This is a genomic window from Ornithinicoccus sp. (assembly GCF_057176825.1).
In genome coordinates, this window is the sequence record NZ_CM169976.1 from 348,889 (window position 1) to 366,730 (window position 17,842).

At 72.2% G+C, this 17,842-nt stretch carries 21 protein-coding genes and 2 pseudogenes; 9 read left to right on the forward strand and 14 right to left on the reverse strand.

Features of this window, described 5'->3' with window-relative positions; genetic code table 11:
* The first annotated feature begins 76 nt into the window (after positions 1 to 76).
* Genes AC1QRC_RS01785 through AC1QRC_RS01810 form a run of 6 tightly spaced genes read left to right on the forward strand, consistent with a single transcriptional unit; the run spans position 77 to position 4,496 of the window.
* The gene (locus AC1QRC_RS01785; protein WP_484205156.1) at positions 77 to 958 is read left to right on the forward strand and encodes a sugar phosphate isomerase/epimerase family protein; all 882 of its coding nucleotides are present in this window, start codon (positions 77 to 79) and stop codon (positions 956 to 958) included.
* Entirely contained in the window at positions 955 to 2,103 is a 1,149-nt protein-coding gene (locus AC1QRC_RS01790) for a Gfo/Idh/MocA family protein (RefSeq protein ID WP_484205157.1), read from the forward strand. Before AC1QRC_RS01785 ends, AC1QRC_RS01790 begins: the two co-directional genes overlap by 4 nt.
* 27 nt (positions 2,104 to 2,130) lie before the next feature.
* Positions 2,131 to 3,132: a sugar phosphate isomerase/epimerase family protein gene (locus tag AC1QRC_RS01795; protein WP_484205158.1), complete on the forward strand. Its 1,002-nt coding sequence runs from the start codon at positions 2,131 to 2,133 to the stop codon at positions 3,130 to 3,132.
* 40 nt (positions 3,133 to 3,172) lie between these two features.
* Positions 3,173 to 3,697 carry a universal stress protein gene (locus AC1QRC_RS01800; protein WP_484205159.1) on the forward strand — a complete coding sequence of 175 codons (525 nt, stop codon included), beginning with the start codon at positions 3,173 to 3,175 and terminating at the stop codon, positions 3,695 to 3,697.
* Entirely contained in the window at positions 3,694 to 4,113 is a 420-nt protein-coding gene (locus AC1QRC_RS01805; protein WP_484205160.1) for a fluoride efflux transporter FluC, read from the forward strand. Before AC1QRC_RS01800 ends, AC1QRC_RS01805 begins: the two co-directional genes overlap by 4 nt.
* The gene (locus tag AC1QRC_RS01810) at positions 4,110 to 4,496 is read left to right on the forward strand and encodes a fluoride efflux transporter FluC (RefSeq protein WP_484205161.1); all 387 of its coding nucleotides are present in this window, start codon (positions 4,110 to 4,112) and stop codon (positions 4,494 to 4,496) included. Before AC1QRC_RS01805 ends, AC1QRC_RS01810 begins: the two co-directional genes overlap by 4 nt.
* A 36-nt stretch (positions 4,497 to 4,532) precedes the next feature.
* On the opposite strand, the gene AC1QRC_RS01815 is transcribed toward AC1QRC_RS01810, so the two are convergent.
* The 5 genes and pseudogenes from AC1QRC_RS01815 to AC1QRC_RS01835 form a co-directional block, all read right to left on the reverse strand.
* Complete coding sequence (locus tag AC1QRC_RS01815) at positions 4,533 to 5,339, reverse strand: ABC transporter ATP-binding protein (protein WP_484206718.1); 807 nt, start codon at positions 5,337 to 5,339, stop codon at positions 4,533 to 4,535.
* A gap of 83 nt (positions 5,340 to 5,422) precedes the next feature.
* Positions 5,423 to 6,517: a FecCD family ABC transporter permease gene (locus AC1QRC_RS01820; RefSeq protein ID WP_484205162.1), complete on the reverse strand. Its 1,095-nt coding sequence runs from the start codon at positions 6,515 to 6,517 to the stop codon at positions 5,423 to 5,425.
* Positions 6,514 to 7,527, reverse strand: a complete 1,014-nt coding sequence (locus tag AC1QRC_RS01825; protein WP_484205163.1) for a FecCD family ABC transporter permease — start codon at positions 7,525 to 7,527, stop codon at positions 6,514 to 6,516. The genes AC1QRC_RS01820 and AC1QRC_RS01825 overlap by 4 nt, the downstream gene beginning before the upstream one ends.
* On the reverse strand, positions 7,524 to 7,931 hold the full coding sequence (locus AC1QRC_RS01830) for a hypothetical protein (protein ID WP_484206731.1): 408 nt from the start codon (positions 7,929 to 7,931) through the stop codon (positions 7,524 to 7,526). The genes AC1QRC_RS01825 and AC1QRC_RS01830 overlap by 4 nt, the downstream gene beginning before the upstream one ends.
* Positions 7,932 to 8,046: 115 nt before the next feature.
* A pseudogene (locus AC1QRC_RS01835) lies at positions 8,047 to 8,346 on the reverse strand (ABC transporter substrate-binding protein); the annotation flags it as partial.
* Here AC1QRC_RS01835 and AC1QRC_RS01840 point away from each other — a divergent pair.
* From AC1QRC_RS01840 to moaA, 3 genes and pseudogenes are all read left to right on the forward strand, one after another.
* On the forward strand, positions 8,258 to 8,440 hold the full coding sequence (locus AC1QRC_RS01840; protein WP_484206732.1) for a hypothetical protein: 183 nt from the start codon (positions 8,258 to 8,260) through the stop codon (positions 8,438 to 8,440). The pseudogene AC1QRC_RS01835 and the gene AC1QRC_RS01840 sit on opposite strands and share 89 nt — an antisense overlap.
* Before the next feature lie 358 nt (positions 8,441 to 8,798).
* Positions 8,799 to 9,317, forward strand: coding sequence for a MogA/MoaB family molybdenum cofactor biosynthesis protein (locus AC1QRC_RS01845; protein WP_484205164.1), 519 nt, complete (start codon positions 8,799 to 8,801; stop codon positions 9,315 to 9,317).
* A pseudogene (gene moaA, locus AC1QRC_RS01850) lies at positions 9,317 to 10,298 on the forward strand (GTP 3',8-cyclase MoaA). The gene AC1QRC_RS01845 and the pseudogene moaA overlap by 1 nt, the downstream one beginning before the upstream one ends.
* Positions 10,299 to 10,327: 29 nt before the next feature.
* On the opposite strand, the gene AC1QRC_RS01855 reads toward moaA, so the two are convergent.
* The 9 genes from AC1QRC_RS01855 to AC1QRC_RS01895 form a co-directional block, all read right to left on the reverse strand.
* Positions 10,328 to 10,567: a MoaD/ThiS family protein gene (locus AC1QRC_RS01855; RefSeq protein WP_484205165.1), complete on the reverse strand. Its 240-nt coding sequence runs from the start codon at positions 10,565 to 10,567 to the stop codon at positions 10,328 to 10,330.
* Between the two features lie 76 nt (positions 10,568 to 10,643).
* Positions 10,644 to 11,267, reverse strand: a complete 624-nt coding sequence (locus AC1QRC_RS01860) for an NTP transferase domain-containing protein (protein ID WP_484205166.1) — start codon at positions 11,265 to 11,267, stop codon at positions 10,644 to 10,646.
* Between the two features lie 16 nt (positions 11,268 to 11,283).
* On the reverse strand, positions 11,284 to 12,426 hold the full coding sequence (gene moeB, locus AC1QRC_RS01865; protein ID WP_484205167.1) for a molybdopterin-synthase adenylyltransferase MoeB: 1,143 nt from the start codon (positions 12,424 to 12,426) through the stop codon (positions 11,284 to 11,286).
* Positions 12,427 to 12,459: 33 nt separating this feature from the next.
* The gene (locus tag AC1QRC_RS01870) at positions 12,460 to 13,005 is read right to left on the reverse strand and encodes a dihydrofolate reductase family protein (protein WP_484205168.1); all 546 of its coding nucleotides are present in this window, start codon (positions 13,003 to 13,005) and stop codon (positions 12,460 to 12,462) included.
* A 39-nt stretch (positions 13,006 to 13,044) separates the two neighbouring features.
* Positions 13,045 to 13,791 (reverse strand): respiratory nitrate reductase subunit gamma, encoded by a 747-nt coding sequence (gene narI / locus AC1QRC_RS01875; protein ID WP_484205169.1) that lies wholly within the window; start codon positions 13,789 to 13,791, stop codon positions 13,045 to 13,047.
* Positions 13,788 to 14,576 (reverse strand): nitrate reductase molybdenum cofactor assembly chaperone, encoded by a 789-nt coding sequence (gene narJ / locus AC1QRC_RS01880; RefSeq protein ID WP_484205170.1) that lies wholly within the window; start codon positions 14,574 to 14,576, stop codon positions 13,788 to 13,790. Before narJ ends, narI begins: the two co-directional genes overlap by 4 nt.
* Positions 14,576 to 16,234, reverse strand: coding sequence for a nitrate reductase subunit beta (narH, locus tag AC1QRC_RS01885; protein ID WP_484205171.1), 1,659 nt, complete (start codon positions 16,232 to 16,234; stop codon positions 14,576 to 14,578). The genes narJ and narH overlap by 1 nt, the downstream gene beginning before the upstream one ends.
* 11 nt (positions 16,235 to 16,245) lie before the next feature.
* Entirely contained in the window at positions 16,246 to 17,178 is a 933-nt protein-coding gene (locus AC1QRC_RS01890; protein ID WP_484205172.1) for a molybdopterin dinucleotide binding domain-containing protein, read from the reverse strand.
* 9 nt (positions 17,179 to 17,187) lie between these two features.
* The gene (locus AC1QRC_RS01895) at positions 17,188 to 17,778 is read right to left on the reverse strand and encodes a molybdopterin-dependent oxidoreductase (protein ID WP_484205173.1); all 591 of its coding nucleotides are present in this window, start codon (positions 17,776 to 17,778) and stop codon (positions 17,188 to 17,190) included.
* Positions 17,779 to 17,842 lie beyond the last annotated feature (64 nt).

Sequence of the window (17,842 nt, forward strand, 5' to 3'; positions counted from 1 at the left end):
GGACGGGCCCGCCGTCCCTTGCCCCCGACCACCCACCGGCCACCCCCGGCCATCCCCGTGCAGGAGCGTGCCCACCGTGCGACCCCTCGGCATCAACACCTGGGTCTGGACCTCGCCGCTGACCGACGCGGACCTGCCCGGTCTGCTCGCGCACGTCGCGGCACTGGGCTTCGACGCCGTCGAGTTGCCGCTGGAGAACCCCGGCGACCTCTCCCCGCCCGCGGTGTCCGCCGCCCTGGCCGACACCGCACTGCGTCCGTATGTCGTGGGGGCCATGGCGCCCGGCCGTGACCTGGTCGACACCGACCCGGCGACGGTGGTCGCCACCCAGGACTACCTGCGGGCCTGTGTCGACCTGGCGCACGCCGTCGGGGCGCCCGCCGTCTGCGGCCCGTTCTACGCGGCCACCGGCCGGGTCTGGCGACTGACCCCCGAGGGGCGCGCGTCGGCATACCAGCAGTGGCGCGAGCACCTGGCGCCCGTCGTGGACCATGCCCGGGCGGCCGGGGTGCGGCTCGGGATCGAGCCCCTCAATCGCTACGAGACGTCCCTGGTCAACACGGTGGAGCAGGCCCTGACCGGCCTGGGCGACCTGCTGGCCGACGGGGCGGTCGGCCTCGCCCTGGACACCTACCACCTCAACATCGAGGAGCGCTCCTCCGCGGACGCCGTCCGCCGCGCCGGCAAGCACCTGGTGCACCTGCAAGTCTGCGGCAACGACCGCGGAGCACCGGGCGGCGACCAGACCGACTGGCCCGCCCTGGTCGACGCGCTCGACGAGGTCGGCTACGCCGGGGCACTGAGCATCGAGAGCTTCACCGCCGACAACGCCTCCATCGCCACCGCCGCCTCCATCTGGCGCCCACTGGCGCCGAGCCAGGACGCGCTGGCCGCAGACGGCCTGGCCTTCCTGCGCACGCTCACCACCGACCGACCCACCCAGGGGGACCCAGCATGAGGCACCCGACCAGCCCGGCATCGCCCGCCCCGGCAACACTCGGGGTGGCCGTCATCGGCTACTCCTTCATGGGCAAGGCCCACTCCAACGCCTGGCGCAACGTCGCCGCCTTCTACCCCGACGTCCCCGGGGTGCGCCAGCAGGTGCTCGTCGGTCGGGACGACGCCCGCGTCAAGGAGGCTGCCGCGCAGTTCGGCTGGGCCGAGGCCGCCACCGACTGGCGGCGGGTCGTCGAGCGGGACGACATCGACATCGTCGACGTGTGCACCCCCGGTCACCTGCACGCCGAGGTCGCCCTCGCCGCGCTGGCCGCCGGCAAGCACGTCCTCGTGGAGAAGCCGTTGGCCAACACCGTCGCCGAGTGCGAGGAGCTGGTGGCGGCGGCCGCCGCCCCCGGTGCCGGGCGCGTCATGCTGGGCTTCAACTACCGCCGCGTCCCGGCCCTGGCCCTGGCCCGCGACCTGGTCCGGGAGGGCCGCATCGGGCAGGTGCGGCAGGTCCGGCTCAGCTACCTGCAGGACTGGCTGAGCGACGACCAGGCACCGATGACCTGGCGGTTGCGCCGGGAGACCGCCGGCTCCGGGGTGCTGGGCGACCTCGGCTCGCACGCCGTCGACCAGCTGCACCACCTGCTCGGGGAGCCGGTGACCGCCGCCAGCGGCGAGCTGCGCACCTTCGTCCCCGAGCGCCCCGGACCCGACGGGCCCGAGGAGGTGACCGTCGACGACGCGGCGTGGGCCACACTGCATACGGCCTCCGGTGTCGTCGCCAGCCTGGAGGTGAGCCGCGTCGCGACCGGCCGCAAGAACGCCCTGCAGGTCGAGCTCTACGGCACCCGCGGGTCGATCCGGTTCGACCTGGAGCGGCTCAACGAGCTGCAGGTCCTCGGCGCGGGCGATGACGGGGCGGCCACGGTGCTGGTCACCGAGCCGGACCACCCCTACCTGCAGGCCTGGTGGCCCGCCGGCCACGTGCTGGGCTGGGACCACACCTTCACCTCCCAGGCCGCCGACTTCCTGCGCGCCATCGACACCGACGGGCCGATCCACCCCGACTTCACCGACGGGCTCGCCGTGCAGCGGGTGCTCGACGCGGTCGAGGCCAGCGCGGCGGACGGCGGTCGCCGCGTGGAGACCGGAAACTAGAGACGCCGCACCGACCAAGGAGACACCATGGCACGCCGCTTCACCCTGTTCACCGGCCAGTGGGCCGACCTGACGCTGGAGGAGGTCGCCGGGCTCGCCGCCGGCTGGGGCTACGACGGGCTGGAGATCGCGGTGTCCGGGGAGCATCTGGACGCCTGGCGGTGGGACGACGAGGAGTATGTCGAGGGCCGGCTGGAGATCCTGCGCCGGCACGGGTTGGGGGTCTGGGCGATCTCGAACCATCTCAAGGGCCAGGCGGTGTGCGACGACCCCATCGACGAGCGGCACCGGTCGATCGTCGGCTCGACCGTGTGGGGCGACGGGGATCCCGAGGGCGTGCGGCAACGGGCTGCCGAGGAGTTGAAGCTGACGGCACGACTGGCGCAGCGGATGGGGGTCGACACCGTCGTCGGGTTCACCGGGTCCTCGGTGTGGCAGTACGTCGCGATGTTCCCGCCTGTGCCCGCCGCGCAGATCGAGGCCGGCTACACCGACTTCGCCGACCGGTGGAACCCGATCCTGGACGTCTTCGACGAGTGCGGCGTCCGGTTCGCCCACGAGGTGCACCCCTCCGAGATCGCCTACGACTACTGGTCGACTGTGCGGGCGCTGGAGGCCATCGGGCACCGGGAGGCCTTCGGGCTGAACTGGGACCCCAGCCACATGCTGTGGCAGGACATCGACCCGGTCGGGTTCATCACCGACTTCGCCGACCGGATCTACCACGTCGACTGCAAGGACACCCGGATGCGGATCGGCAACGGCCGCAACGGCCGACTGGGCTCCCACCTGCCGTGGGGCGACCCACGGCGGGGCTGGGACTTCGTCTCCACGGGCCGCGGCGACGTGCCGTGGGAGGACTGTCTGCGGGCGCTGCGCTCGATCGGCTACGACGGCCCGATCTCGGTCGAGTGGGAGGACGCCGGGATGGACCGCCTGCAGGGCGCGCCCGAGGCGCTGGAGTTCCTCAAGCGGCTCGACTTCGACCCGCCGAGCGCCTCCTTCGACGCCGCCTTCGCCCAGGAGTAGGGGCTCCCCCTGAGGCCTCAGCACCCGCTAGCCTCGAAGCGTGGAGAGCACGCGCCCCTCCGGGTACGGCCGCTGGTCCGGGGACGAGCCCCGGCGCTGCCTGGTCGTGGGCATCGAGCCCGGCCAGGACCGCCGGGTGCTGCAACGCGCTGCCGAGGTCGCCCTGCCGATGGGGGCGGGCCTGGTGTGCGTCTGGGTCGACAGCACCCAGATCATCTTCGATACCGGGGCGGACGGCTCCGTCCTGACCACCCCGCTGGATCCCGACCAGCTGGGCGCCGACGCCGTCGTCCTCGAGCCCGACCTGCTCGCCCTGGTGCAGGACGCCCTGGGTGACAGCCCGATCAGCTGGCGCCTGGAGAACGGCTCTGGCGATGTGGCCGCCGGTCTCAGCCAGGCGGTCCGCCGGTTCGAGGCCGAGATGGTGGTGGTCGGCACCCGCCGACCTGGTTTCGCCGGGTGGATGAACGAGGTGGTCGGCGGCTCCATCGCCGCGCGCCTGGCCCACACCCAGGAACGTCCCGTCCTGGTGGTGCCGGTCCACGTGCGCGGCGCCAGGTCGTGACCCGACCGGCGCACCGCGAGCCGGTGCTGCTGCTGGTGGTCGCGGCGGGAGGCACCGTGGGGACCGCGGGCCGGGCCGCACTCGCCGAGTGGCTCCCGCACGAGGCGGGACTGCCCGTCGCGACCCTGCTGGTCAACCTGGTCGGCGCGTTCCTCCTCGGGCTGCTGCTGGAGTCCCTGCTGCGGCGCGGGCCGGAGACGGGGCGCGGCCGACTGCTCCGCCTCGGTCTGGGCACCGGCGTGCTGGGGGGCTTCACCACCTACTCCGCGCTCGCCCTGGAGCTGCAACAACTGCTCACGAGCGGGGACCTGCTGCTGGCCGTGGGCTACGGCGTGGGCAGCGTCGGGGCCGGCCTGGTCGCCTGCGTCCTCGGCATGGCCACCGCCGCGCGGATCACGCCGGGCGGCGACCGGTGACCCCGCTGACCCTCGCGGTCGTCAGCGTGACCGGCGGGTTCGGGGCCGCGTGCCGATTCGTCCTCGACGGCGCCATCCGGGATCGCTGGCCCCGGGAGCTCCCGATCGGCACCCTGGTGGTGAACGTCACCGGATCGTTCCTGATCGGACTGCTGGCGGCGTTGCTCCTGGCGACCGGGCCGGTGGCGCACCCGGCCTACCTGGTGGGCGCCACCGGGTTCTGCGGGGGCTTCACCACCTTCTCCACCGCCATGGTGGAGGGCGTGCGCCTGGCCCGCAACGGCGACTGGCGCCGGGCCGCTGCCTACACCCTGGGCAGCCTGCTCCTCACCCTGGCCGCGGCCTGCCTCGGTGTCCTCCTGGGGCAGTCCCTCACCGGCTGATCACGACGCCGACCACCGCGGGACGCACCGCCGCCGTCAGTCCCCTGCGATCCCGGGTGCCGAGGTGGGCCGGTGCCGGCCCCGCGGGATGACGCTGCAGTCTCCGGACTCCTCGTCCCAGAGCACCCTGCTGGGGATGCCGAACACCTGCTGCACCGTCTCCGGGGTCACCACCTCGCGCGGGGCGCCCTGGGCCAGGATCGCCCCGGACCGCATCGCGATCAGGTGGTCGGCGTAGCGGGCCGCCAGGGCCAGGTCGTGCAACACCATCACCACGGTGGTCCCGTGCTCGTTGCGCAGGTCCCGCACCAGGTCCAGCACCTCGACGGCGTGCGCGATGTCCAGGAACGAGGTCGGCTCGTCCAGCAGCAGCAGACCGGTCCGCTGGGCCAGCACCATCGCGATCCACACGCGCTGCCGCTGCCCGCCGGACAGCTGGTCGACGGGACGGGAGGCCAGATCCACCGTGTCGGTCAACTGCAGCGACTCGGCGACCACCCGCTCGTCCTCGGGGGTCCACTGCCGCACCAGCCCGTGGTGCGGGTGTCGGCCCCGGGCCACCAGCTCGGCGACCGTGATGCCGTCGGGCACCACCGGCGACTGGGGCAGCAGGCCCACCCGCCGCGCCACGGCCTTGGTGGGCAGGCTGTTGATGTCCTCACCGTCCAGCAGCACCCGGCCGTGGCTCGGGCGGAGCAGTCGGGACAGTCCCCGCAGCACGGTGGACTTCCCGCACCCGTTGGCGCCCACGATCGCCGTGACCTGCCCGTCCGGCACCCTCAGGTGCAGCCCCTCCACCACGACCCGTCGGTCGTAGGCCAGGGAGATGTCCTCGGCGCGCAGCCCGGTCTCCCCGGGTGGGGCACCGGACGCGTCGGTGGCCGTCGGGTCCGTGGGATGGCCCGGCCTGCTCGGCAGCGGCGTGCTCACGCGGTCTCCTTGGGGGTGGTCCGGCCGGTGATCAGCAGCCAGAGCAGGAACGGGGCGCCGGCCAGGCCGGTGATCACACCCACGGGAAAGTTGCGGCCGGGCATCCCGTAGGCGGCCAGGTAGTCGGCGGCCACCACGATGAGGGCGCCCACCAGCGCGGCCGCCAGCAGGGAGGCGCGCCCCCGCAGCAGGCGCCGGGCGATCGGCCCGCACAGGAAGGCCACGAACGCGATCGGCCCGCAGACCGAGGTGGTGACCGCGGTCAGCACCACGACGAGGGCGATCGCCGCCAGCCGCACCCGGGCCGGTGGCTCACCGAGGCCGTGCGCCAGGTCGTCCCCGAGCTCGACGACGTGGAGCCGGCGTCCCACGAGGAGCAGCGCCAGCAGACAGACGGGGACCACCACCGCCAGCCGGGCGATCTCCGGCCAGGTGACCCCGGTGAGGCTGCCGGTGAGCCACACCATGGCGTCCTGCGCCTGGTAGACGTCGGCCCGGACCAGCACCCAGTGGATCACCGACGTCAGCATGGCCGCGAACGCGATGCCGACCAGGATCATCCGGGTCGGGGCACCCCCGGACAGCAGCACCAGGGCGAGCGCCACGGCCGCTCCCCCGACGAGCGCCGCCGCGGAGACGACCGGCCCGGAGCCGCCCAGGATCACCTGGGTGAAGACCGCGGCCGCGCTGCACCCCAGGGTTATCCCCAGGACGTCGGGGCTGGCCAACGGGTTGCGCGTCATCGTCTGGAAGGTGGCGCCGGCGGCCCCCAGCGCCAGCCCCCCGAAGGTGGCAGCAAGGGCGCGGGGCAGTTTGGACTCCATCAGGATGTAGGTCGCCCCGGGGATGTCGGCGCCGGTGACGATGCGCACGAAGTCGGGCACGGTCACCGTGTAGTCGCCGAGTAGGACGCGGCTGGCGAACGCCGCCAGCCAGGCCAGCACCAGCAGCCCGACCACCAGGCTCCATCGGCGGCGCGGTGCGCGCCGCGCCCCGCGGACCCGGGTCACCACCTCGTCCAGGTCGGGTGCGCCCGCCGTCTCCGGGGGCTCCGGTGCGCCGGCTTGGCGCATGGTGGGGACGGCGGTCACCGCAGGGCCGCCCGTCGGATCAGCAGGATGAGGGCGGGAGCACCCAGGACGGCCGTCATGATGCCGACCTGGATCTCACCGGGCGGCAGCACCACCCGGCCCAGCGTGTCGGTCGTCAGGATCAGGATGGGGCCCACGAGCGCGCTGCCCAGCAGGATCTTCCGGTAGTCGGGGCCGCTGACCAGGCGCACCAGGTGCGGGACGACGAGCCCGACGAAGGCGATCGGGCCGGCCAGGGCGACGGCGGAGGCAGCCAGCCCGACGGCGCCCACCGCGACGATGCCGCGGGCCAGCAGGACCCGCTGGCCCAGCGCCCGTTCCAGGTCCTCCCCGAGCGCGGTCGCATTGAGCACCGGCCCGGACAGCGCCACGATGACCAGGCTCACCAGCAGCAGCGGGAGCACCTCGAGGATGAACCCGGGGCTGCGGCCCGCGACCGAGCCGACCTGCCAGAAGCGGAACTGCTCGAGGGCTCCCTGGTTGCTCACCAGGATGCCGGCGATCAGGCTGGTGACCCCGGCGGTGAGTGCCGCGCCCGCCAGCACCATCGTCATCGGCTGGGACCCGCCGGGCCCGATGGTGGCGATGCCATAGACCAGGGCGGCCGCGACGAGACCACCGAGCAGCGCCAGCCACACATAGCCGGAGACGGTCGCGACCCCGGCGAACTGCAGCCCGAGGACGACCGCCAGCGCGGCGCCGGAGTTCACCCCGAGAATGCCCGGGTCGGCGAGCGGGTTGCGGGTCAGCCCCTGCATCGCGGCGCCCGACATCCCGACCGCCACGCCCACGACCAGGCCGAGCGCGGTCCGGCCCAGCCGCCCGCGCACGATGCCCTCCGCGGGATGACCCTCGCCCTGCCCGGTGACCAGACCGACGAGGGCGTCGAGCTGGTCACCGGGCCAGATGAAACGGGAGCCGACGGTGACCGAGAGGACGACGGCAGTCGCGAGGAGCAGGACCGTCAGGAGGACGGCGGCCCGTCGCGAGGTGCGCCGCCCGTGGGTCACTCGACGTTCTCGGCCGCGTCGGCCACCAGCGGCAGGAACTCCTCGAGCACCACCGGAATCGACAACGGGGTGGGCGAGGTCATCGCGGTCACCAGCGGCATGTCGGTGGTCGCGACGTAGGCACCGGACCGCAGCGCGGGGATCTGGCCGACCAGACCGTCGTCGAGCAGCTGCTGGGTCTGCGAGTCGTCCTCCACGTAGACGAACAACAGGTCAGCGTCCAGGGTGTCGGCCTGCTCGGCCGACAGGTTCGCCGAGAAGGCGCCGGGGTTGTCCTCCGTCAGCTGGGTCACGACGTCGGCGTCGACCAGCCCGAACTCGTGCATCATCTGGGGCCGCAGGTCCACCGCGGTGTACACACCGATGGTGCTCAGGTCGGTGGCGGTGAACCAGGTCCAGGCCATGCTCAGGCCCTCCAGGTCGGAGTACTCGGCGAGGGCCTGCTCGATCTGGCGCCTCGGTCTCCTGCTGGATCTCCTGGGCCTGCTCCTCCTTGCCGAGGGCCTGCCCGACCAGGTCGAGGGAGTCGCGCCACGGGGTTCCCCACGCGGTCTCGGGGTAGGCCACGACCGGGGCGATCTTGGACAGCGAGTCGTAGTCCTCCTGGGTCAGCCCGGAGTTGGTCCCCAGGATGAGGTCGGGCGACAACGCCGCGATCTCATCCGCAGGCACGCCGTCGGTGTCGTCGTAGCGGGTGATGTCGGACGGGTCCCCACCGAGCTCGGCGAGGGTGGCGTCGAACCAGTCCGTGGACCCCTCGCCGTTCCCGCCCCAGCTGATGTTGGTCGCCCCGACCGGGATCTCACCCAGCGCCAGCACCATGTCGTGGTCGGCCCACCCGACGGTGGCGATCCGCTGCGGCTTCTCCTCGATGGTGGTCTCGCCGAACGCGTGCTCCACGGTCACCGGGTAGGCGTCGGAGGCCGGGGCGTCCGCGGTCTCGCCGCCGGTGTCGTCGGCCGGGGCGTCGTCCCCCGCCCCGTCGGAGGTGCTCGCGGGGCCGGTGCTGCAGGCGGCGAGTAGGGTCAGCGCGGCACCGAGGGTGCCGAGGCGGAGCAGGGGGCTGTTCATGGGGGCGGGTTCTCCTGACAGGGGGGACGAAACGAAGCAAGGTTAGGCACTCCTAACCCTCGACGCAAGCCCGGCCGGTCGCCGCCGGGCTGAGCCGGTGCCCCCGCTCCCGGGTGCGCGACACGGCATACGAAGAACGCGCAGGTCAGCGGCCACCACCCGGGCGGCAGCCGAGATCCTGAGCACCTACCATGGGGAGGGTGACGCAGCGACAGGACACCGAGGAGACACCCGAGCGGGTGCTCGTCATCACCGTGTCCGACCGCTCCGCGGGGGGCCAGCGGGAGGACCGGTCCGGCCCGCGTCTGGTCGAGCTGCTGACGCAGCAGGGGTATGCCGTGTCCGGTCCGACGCTGGTGCCCGACGGTGTGGAGCCGGTCCGGTCCGCGCTGGAGCAGGGCATCGCCGAGGGGTACCGCGTGGTGGTCACCAGCGGCGGCACCGGCGTCTCGCCGCGCGACTTCACCCCGGAGGCGACCCGTGCGCTGGTCACCCGCGAGCTGCACGGCGTGGCCGAGCACCTGCGGCGGGAGGGGGCCCGGCACACCCCGTTGGCCGCGCTGTCCCGGGGTGTGATTGGGGTGGCGGACGCGCAGGAGGGGCCCGGCACCCTGCTGGTCAACCTCCCCGGCAGCCTGAAGGCCGTCGACCAGTCGGTCGAGGCGCTGGCCCCGCTGCTGCCGCACCTGTTGGACCAGCTACGAGGGTGGGACCACTGATGAGCCGCCTCGTCGACCGGCACGGCCGGGTGCACCGTGACCTGCGGGTCTCGCTGACCGACCGGTGCTCGCTGCGCTGCACCTACTGCATGCCCGCCCAGGGTCTGCCGTGGCTGCCCAAGGACACCCTGCTCTCGACCGAGGAGCTGCTCCACCTCATCGGGGTCCTGGTGGACCTCGGGATCGACGAGGTGCGGCTGACCGGCGGTGAGCCGCTGCTGCGCCCCGACCTGGTGGACGTCGTCGCCGGCACCGCCACGCTCGGCCCCGAGGTCTCGATGACCACGAATGCCCTCGGCCTGGACAAGACCGCCACGGCCCTGGTGGACGCCGGTCTGATCCCGGGTCAACATCAGCCTGGACACACTGAACCCCGACACGTTCGCGACGCTGGCCCGCCGCAACCGGCTGGACGACACGCTGCGCGGCATCGAGGCCGCCGCCGCGGCCGGGCTCACCCCGGTCAAGCTCAACACCGTCCTGATGCGCGACATCAACGACGGGGAGGCGGTCGACCTGCTGGCCTTCGCCCTGGAGCACGACTACCAGCTGCGGTTCATCGAGCAGATGCCGCTGGACGCCGGGCACACCTGGAGCCGGGAGGGCATGGTGACCGGCGAGGAGGTCCTGACGCGGCTGCGCACGGCCTACGACCTGGAGCCGCTGCCGGGGCGCGGGAGCGCGCCCGCCGAACGCTTCCTGGTCGACGGGGGGCCCGCGACGGTCGGGGTCATCGCCTCGGTGAGCGCACCGTTCTGCGGGGCCTGCGACCGGATGCGGCTCACGGCCGACGGCCAGTTGCGCAACTGCCTCTTCGCCCAGGGGGAGACCGACCTGCGCGGACCCCTCCGGGCCGGCGCCAGCGACGCGGAGCTGGCGGACCTGGTGCTGGAGTGCCTGGCGGGCAAGATGCCGGGGCACGGCATCAACGAGCCAAACTTCCTGCAGCCGCCACGCCCGATGTCGGCCATCGGCGGCTGAGCCGCCGGTCAGGAGCGTCGGGCCCCGCCTCAGCCGCCGGCGAACGGCGGGAGCACGTCGAGCACCGACTCGGCGTCCAGCGCCGTGGCCCGGTCGTCGACGTAGCGGCCCTCGAACAGCACCGAGCTGCGCGCCAGCACCCGGCCCAGCTCGGGTCCGTGCAACTCCTCCAGGCGTGCCAGGAGCTCACCCAGGTCGCCTGCCCGGACCTGCTCCTCCTGGACCCCGGCGGCCTCTGCGGCGGCCGCGAAGTAGCGGACGGTCGCCATCGGCGATCACTCCTCCCAGCGCTTATGCTCCGAGCTCGTCGTCCGGCCATCATGGCACCGATCTGCCGCGCGCGGGTCACCCGCCTCCCGCGCCGCCCAGGCGCCGCTCCCAGTCGGCCGCGTCCTCCCACGTGTCCAGGTCGCCGACGTGCTCGGCCGGGACCGCGACCTCGGCGAACACCAGCCCGGCGACCAACCGCCGCACCGAGGTCCCGTGCCAGTCGACGTCACCCAGGGCCCGGGCCAACCGTGGGGTCCGGTATGCCGACAGGAGCCACTGCCGGTATCCCTCCGGGTGCGCGGGGCTGACCGCGTCCACGTCGGCGGCGGTCGCCGACAGCCGGTCCAGCAGCACCGCGACGGCAGGGGCGACGCCGGGTTGGTCGACAGCCAGCACGAGGGTCCACGGCGGTCGACCGCCCGGGTCACCCAGGGCGGCGAATCCCGCCGCGATGCCGGCCGCTGGCCCGCCCCCGGGTGGCTCCTCGGAGGTGACCAGGACACCGTCGGGGACCTCGACCGGACCCACCACGACGACCCGGCGTGCCCCGGCGGCGGCCGCCAGGGCACGGTCCAGCAGGGAGCGTCCCGCGAGCACGACCGCGGACTTGTCGATGCCCCCGAGACGCTCGCCGCGGCCTCCCGCGAGCACGATCACGTCGTGCTCCGGCACCGCCGGGTCGGGGGTGGTGGGGGTCACGACAGCACCGACCCGGTCAGTACCGGGGAAGCGAAGGGTCGACCTGGTCGATCCACCCGAGGATCCCGCCGTGCATCAGCGCGACGTCGGGGTGGCCCAGGCGGATCAGGTGGGCCGCGGCGCGCTCGGCACGGGGCCCCGCCTTGCAGTAGACGACGACCGGGCCGGACGGCAGGTCCGCACCGGTCCACGTCAGCACCTCGCCCACCGGCACGGGCTGGGCCCCGGGCACGGTGCCCATGGCGTGCTCGGCCGGCTCACGCACGTCCAGGACCGTCACCAGCGCAGCGTCGAGGTCGCGAACCTGCCGGGGAGTCAGCTCGCGCAGCGGCAGCACCTCGCGGACGACGTGCCCGTCGGCGTGCGTCTCGTCCGGGTGGCGCGCACCAGGGTCGGGGGGCGCGCCCACCGGGCGCAACGGCACCTCACGGCTGCGCTGGGTGAGCGCGTCCAGCAGCAGGACCCGACCGACGAGGGGTTCCCCGAAGCCGGCGACAAGCTTGACCACCTCGGCGGCCATGATGGAGCCGACCTGCCCGACGAGCGCGCCGAGCACGCCCGCCTCCGCGCAGGAGGGGACGTCCTCGGGCCGCGGCGGCACCGGGTAGAGGTCCCGCAGTGTCACCGACTCCGGCAGGCCCGGGACGAAGGTCGAGATCTGCGCGTCGAAGCGCAACACGGCGGCCCAGACCAGCGGCACCCCGAGCTCGCGGCAGGCGTCGCTGACCAGGTAGCGCGTATCGAAGTTGTCGGTGCCGTCCAGCACCACGTCGTGCCCGGTCAGCACCTCCTGCACGGTGTCGGTCGTGAGGCGGGTATGCCGTGGGCTCAGCGAGACCTCCGGGTTCAGCTCACGCAGCGCCCGGGCGGCGCTGGCCACCTTGGGGGTCCCGACGTCCTGGACGCGGTGCAGCACCTGGCGCTGCAGGTTGGTCACGTCGACGACGTCGTCGTCGATCAGGGTGATCGCGCCCACCCCAGCCGCCACGAGATACGACAACGCGGGGCACCCGAGCCCGCCGGCCCCGACGACGGCGACCCGGGCGTTGCGCAACCGGCGCTGGCCGAGCATGCCGACCTGCGGCACCAACAGGTGCCGGGAGTACCGGCTGACCTGCTCGGCCGTCAGCTCCGGGCCGGGCTCGACGAGGGGCTCCACGGTCTCAGTCTCCCCCACGCCCGGACCGGGCGCTCAGGGGCGGTAGCGCACCAGCGTGGCCCCGTTGTCGAAGGTGCGGTTCTCGACCAGGGTGAGACGCGGTGCCTCGTGCCCGCCGGGGAAGAGGCGGCGGCCACGGCCCTGGACGACCGGGTAGACGAACAGCCGGTACTCGTCCACCAGGCCCGCCCCGATCAGGGCGTGGCACAGCCTGATGCTCCCGGTCACGCCGATCTCCTGGCCCGACTCCTCCTTGAGAGCATGCACCCGGTCGAGCCAGTCGGCGCCCAGGATCGTGGAGTTCTGCCACCCCGGCTCCTCCAGGGTGCGGGACACGACATACTTCTGCACCTCGTTGAGGATCGCGGTGACGCCGGTCTGGTCGTCCTCCTGCGCCGGCCAGTAGCCGCGGAAGTCGGTGAACGTCTGCCGCCCGAGCAGCAGGGCGTCCTCCCGCTCGCTCAGTTCGTGGGTGGCCTCCAGCATGCCCGGGTCCTGGTCCGCGGGGTCGAACCAGTCCCCCAGCATCTCGATGGAGCCGTCGAGGGTGATGTTCTGGGTGATCACGAGGTCTCTCATAGCCGTACCGACCCCGCGGGGCGCCCGGATTCATCGGCCTCATTGTCCTCCCGGGATGCGTTCCCACCCCCGCCGCGGCGCCCGGGTGCCCACCGCTGTCCCGGGTCGGCGGTCCCGGCTCCGATAGACGATGTAGGGGCGGGTGAAGTAGCCGAGCGGGGCGCTGAAGACGTGCACCAGCCGGGTGAACGGCCACATGGCGAAGAGGAGGAACGCGGTTAGGGCATGCAGCTGGAAGCCCAGCGGCGCCTCGACCATCAATTGGGGGTCGGGTTGGAACCAGAAGATCGAGCGGAACCACGGCGACACCCCGTCGCGGTAGTTGTACTCCCCGCCGAAGCGGAAGATGCCCCCGGCGATGGTGTTCCAGATGCCCAGCACCATGACCAGGGCGAGGAAGAAGTACATCACCTTGTCGTTGACCGTGGTGGCCGAGAAGACCGGGCCGACGGTGCGCCGACGGTAGATCAGGATGGCCAACCCGGTCAGCGCGGCGACGCCCGCCGGGATGCCGCCGACCATGGCGATGACGTGGTAGGCGTGGTGGCTCAGCCCGACCCCGTCGGTCCAGCTCTGCGGGATGACCAGCCCCATGAAGTGCCCGACCACGACACCGAGGATGCCGAAGTGGAACAGCGGGCTGCCGATCCGCAGCAGCCGGCTCTCGTAGAGCTGGGAGGAGCGCGTGGTCCACCCGAACTTGTCGTAGCGGTAGCGCCAGACGTGCCCGACGACGAAGATCGCCAGGCAGATATAGGGGAAGATGACCCACAGCACGGTGCTCATCGGGGGGCTCCTTGGGGCGAACGGGACGCAGCGGGCTGGCCGCGGGAGACATCGATCAGGGTGAGCGGAGCGAATGCCGTGCCCGCGGGGGCGTGCACGGGGGGCGGGGCGCTCGGGGTGAGCGCCGGGTCGTGGCTGCCGTAGGGCGAGGAGTCCAGGCCCACCTGCTCCTGCGGCGGGCCCTGGGCGATCAGCTTGCGGAGGGCCTGCTCGTCGTCGCCGTCCAGCGCCGGCAGCGTCGCCCGGAGCGCCTCGACCACCGGAAGCCAGCTGGAGTCCCGCCGGACCAGCGCCCGGTGCAGCAGCTCGATGCCGACCCGGTGGTCGTTGAGCAGCTTCCACGCGGTCTGGGCCTCGCAGGTGGCCCCGAACTCCAGGACCACGCAGAGGTGGTCGGGGAGCTCGAGCTGCTCGTCGGCGAGCTCGACCCCGGCCCGGCGGTAGGCCTGCTTGAACTGCACCAGGGCCACGCCGCGCTTCCGGGTGTCCCCGTGCGTGTAGTAGGTCAGGTGCAGGCAGCACCGGCGGGTGACGTCGAAGGTGTCGACGTACTCGGCCTGCAGGGCGGCGAGCGCGCCCTCCTCGTCCAGCCGGTCCAGGAAGGTCCCGAGCGGCCCCGCGACGCCCGGGGGCAGCTCGCCGACCGCCTCCCGGAGCATCGGGACCCGGTCCACGAGGAGCTGCTCGGGATACTCCAACAGCAGCGAGACCGCCTGCCAGGCCAGCGCCTGGTGGTGGGCGTCCAGGCCGGGGGCGGAGCGGCGGTGCCGCAACCAGGTGAGCATCACTGCTCCTCGTCCTTGTCCGGGAACAGGCCCTTGGGCATCCCCTTGCCGTCCCAGTTCAACAGGTTGACCCGGCCCTGCTTGCTGCCGCCGCCGACCAGCTGGTCGGCGGTCTGCCGGTTCTGCAGCATCTGGAAGTTCTCGACCGCGACCGGGGTCGGCCGACCCGAGCCCTCGCCGAACGGGCCGGAGCCGCGGGTGACCTCCTCGTCGAAGCCGCTGACCGGGCAGTCGGTCGCCAACTCCTCCAGGGCGTGCGCCTGCTCACCGTGCGCGGTCGGGATGACGTAGCGCTCGTCATACTTGGCCAGCGCCAGCAGCCGGAACATCTCGTACATGTCCTCCTCGCTCATCCCGACGGACTCCGGGATGTGCGCCTGAGGGTCGCGCCCGAGGTTAATGTCCCGCATGTAGCAGCGCATCGCGGCCATCTTGCGCAGCACCGAGTCCACCGGGCCGGTGTCCCCGGCGGTGAACAGGTTGGCGAGGTACTCCACCGGGATCCGCATCTTCTCGATCGCGGCCAGGAGGGTGTCCTTGTCCTCGGCGTCGGCGCCGGTCCCGCTCACCGCGTCCACCACCGGCGACAGCGGCGGGATGTACCAGACCATCGGCATGGTCCGGTACTCCGGGTGCAGCGGCAGGGCCACCTTGTAGCGGTTGATCAGCGCGTAGACCGGGGACTTCTTGGCGGCCTCGATCCAGTCGCCGGGGATGCCGGCCCGCTCGGCCTCACGCTGCACCTCCGGGTCGTTCGGGTCCAGGAAGACCGAGCGCTGCGCCTCGTAGAGGTCGTGGTCGTCCTCGACGCTCGCGGCCTCGAGCACCCGGTCGGCGTCGTAGAGCATCAGCCCGATGTAGCGCAGCCGGCCGACGCACGTCTCGGCGCACACCGTGGGGATGCCGACCTCGATCCGGGGGTAGCAGAAGGTGCACTTCTCGGCCTTGCCGGTCTTGTGGTTGAAGTAGACCTTCTTGTAGGGGCAGCCGGTGACGCACATCCGCCAGCCCCGGCACTTGTCCTGGTCGACCAGGACGATGCCGTCCTCCTCGCGCTTGTAGATGGCGCCGGAGGGGCAGGACGCCGCGCAGCTGGGGTTCAGGCAGTGCTCGCAGATCCGCGGCAGGTAGAACATGAAGGTCTGCTCGAACTCCATCTTCACCCGGTCCTCCAGCCCCTTGAGCATGGGGTCGCGGACCGCGTGCTCCTGGCTGCCGCCCAGGTCGTCGTCCCAGTTGGCCGACCACTCGACGTTGACGTGCTTGCCCGAGATCAGCGAGAACGCCTTGGCCACCGGGAACTGGTCCTGCGCCGGGGCGTTGAGCAGCGTCTCGTAGTCGTAGGTCCACGGCTCGTAGTAGTCCTGGATGGAGGGCATCTTGGGGTTGGAGAAGATGTTGAGCAGCTTGTTGAGCCGGCCACCGGCCCGCAGCTTCAGCGCGCCGCGGTCGGTCCGGATCCAGCCGCCCTGCCACTCCTCCTGGTCCTGGTAGCCGCGGGGGTAGCCCAGCCCCGGGCGGGTCTCCACGTTGTTGAACCAGACGTACTCCATGCCCGACCGGTTGGTCCACGCCTGCTTGCAGGTCACCGAGCAGGTGTGACACCCGATGCACTTGTCGAGGTTCATCACCATCGCCATCTGCGCCATGACTCTCATGCCGGGCCTCCTCAGTACGCCACGGGGGCGGTGCGCTTGCGGATCATCGTGACCTCGTCCCGGTTGTTGCCGGTCGGTCCGATGTAGTTGAAGAAGTAGGACAGCTGGGCGTAGCCGCCGATGATGTGGCTGGGCTTGACCATGATCCGCGTCATCGAGTTGTGGATGCCGCCGCGCTTGCCGCCCTTCTCGGTCAGCGGCACGTCGATGAGCCGGTCCTGCGCGTGGTGCATGTAGACGGTGCCCTCGGGCATCCGGTGGCTGACCACCGCCCGGGCGGCGACCACCCCGTTGCGGTTGGCCAGCTCGATCCAGTCGTTGTCCTTGATCCCGACCTTCGCGGCGTCCTTGTCCGACATCCAGACCGACTGCCCGCCGCGGGAGAGGCTGAGCATGAACAGGTTGTCCTGGTACTCGGAGTGGATCGACCACTTGTTGTGCGGGGTCAGGTAGCGGACCGAGACGCCCAGCTCGGTCTGCTCCCCGAGCGGGGTCTCGCCGAACAGCTCGGTCATGTTCAGCGGCGGGCGGTAGACCGGCAGCGCCTCCCCCATCCGCAGGATCCAGTCGTGGTCCAGGTAGAACTGCTGCCGACCGGTCAGCGTGTGGAACGGCTTGTTCCGCTCGATGTTGATGGTGAACGGCGCGTACCGCCGCCCACCGGACTCTGACCCGGACCATTCCGGGGAGGTGATCACCGGCACCGGCGCCGCCTGGGTGTCGGCGAAGGAGATCCGTTTGCCCTCGTGCTCGGCGGACAGGTCGTGCATCTGGTGACCGGTCCGCTGCTCCTGGGTCTTGAATCCCTGCGTGGCCAGGTGCCCGTTGGTCGTCCCGGACAGCGACATGATCATCTCGGCGACCTGGATGTCGGTGTCCATCTTGGGTCGCCCGTCGGCGGGGCCGCCGCGCACCGTGCCGTGCAGCCGCCCGGCGCGCTGCACCTCCGAGGCTCACGTCGTAGGTGATCGCCCTTGCAGGCGGTGCCGAGCTTGTCCAGCAGCGGCCCGACGGAGGTCATCTTGTCGTAGATCGCGGTGTAGTCCCGCTCCACCGGCGACCAGCACCGGCAGGGTCTTGCCCGGCACCGGCTCGCACTCCCCGGCACGCCAGTCCCGCACCACGCCGTGCGGGGTCGCCATCGCCTCCGGGGTGTCGTGCCACAGCGGCTTGGCGACCAGGTCGGTCCGGGTCCCCAGGTGGGTCCTGGCCAGCTCGGAGAACTCCTTGGCGATCTCCTTCCACGCGTCCCAGTCGGTCTTGGCCTGCCACGGCGGGGCGATGGCCGGGTTGAACGAGTGGATGAACGGGTGCATGTCCGTGGTGTTGATGTCGTGCTTCTCGTACCAGGTCGCGGCGGGGAGCACGACGTCGGAGAGCATCGTGGAGCTGGTCATCCGGAAGTCGATCGTCATCAGCAGGTCGAGCTTGCCCTCGGGTATGTCGTCGGGCCAGGCGATGTCCTTCGGGCGCTGCTCCGGCGGGGCCTGGGTCGCGTCGACCGCGTTGGTCGGTGCCGAGCAGGTGCTTGAGGAAGTACTCATCGCCCTTGGCGCTGGAGCCGAACAGGTTGGCACGCCACAGGGTCAGCACCCGGGGCCAGTTCTC

Bases quoted from the DNA above. Each gene is read 5' to 3' on its own strand.
- AC1QRC_RS01790 (WP_484205157.1), top strand. From the start codon at position 955: ATGAGGCACCCGACCAGCCCGGCATCGCCCGCCCCGGCAACACTCGGG.
- AC1QRC_RS01795 (WP_484205158.1), top strand. From the start codon at position 2,131: ATGGCACGCCGCTTCACCCTGTTCACCGGCCAGTGGGCCGACCTGACG.
- AC1QRC_RS01830 (WP_484206731.1), bottom strand. From the start codon at position 7,931: ATGGCCTGGACCTGGTTCACCGCCACCGACCTGAGCACCATCGGTGTG.
- AC1QRC_RS01855 (WP_484205165.1), bottom strand. From the start codon at position 10,567: ATGGCGACCGTCCGCTACTTCGCGGCCGCCGCAGAGGCCGCCGGGGTC.
- AC1QRC_RS01870 (WP_484205168.1), bottom strand. From the start codon at position 13,005: ATGAGAGACCTCGTGATCACCCAGAACATCACCCTCGACGGCTCCATC.
- narI (WP_484205169.1), bottom strand. From the start codon at position 13,791: ATGAGCACCGTGCTGTGGGTCATCTTCCCCTATATCTGCCTGGCGATC.
- narJ (WP_484205170.1), bottom strand. From the start codon at position 14,576: ATGCTCACCTGGTTGCGGCACCGCCGCTCCGCCCCCGGCCTGGACGCC.
- narH (WP_484205171.1), bottom strand. From the start codon at position 16,234: ATGAGAGTCATGGCGCAGATGGCGATGGTGATGAACCTCGACAAGTGC.
- AC1QRC_RS01895 (WP_484205173.1), bottom strand. From the start codon at position 17,778: ATGAGTACTTCCTCAAGCACCTGCTCGGCACCGACCAACGCGGTCGAC.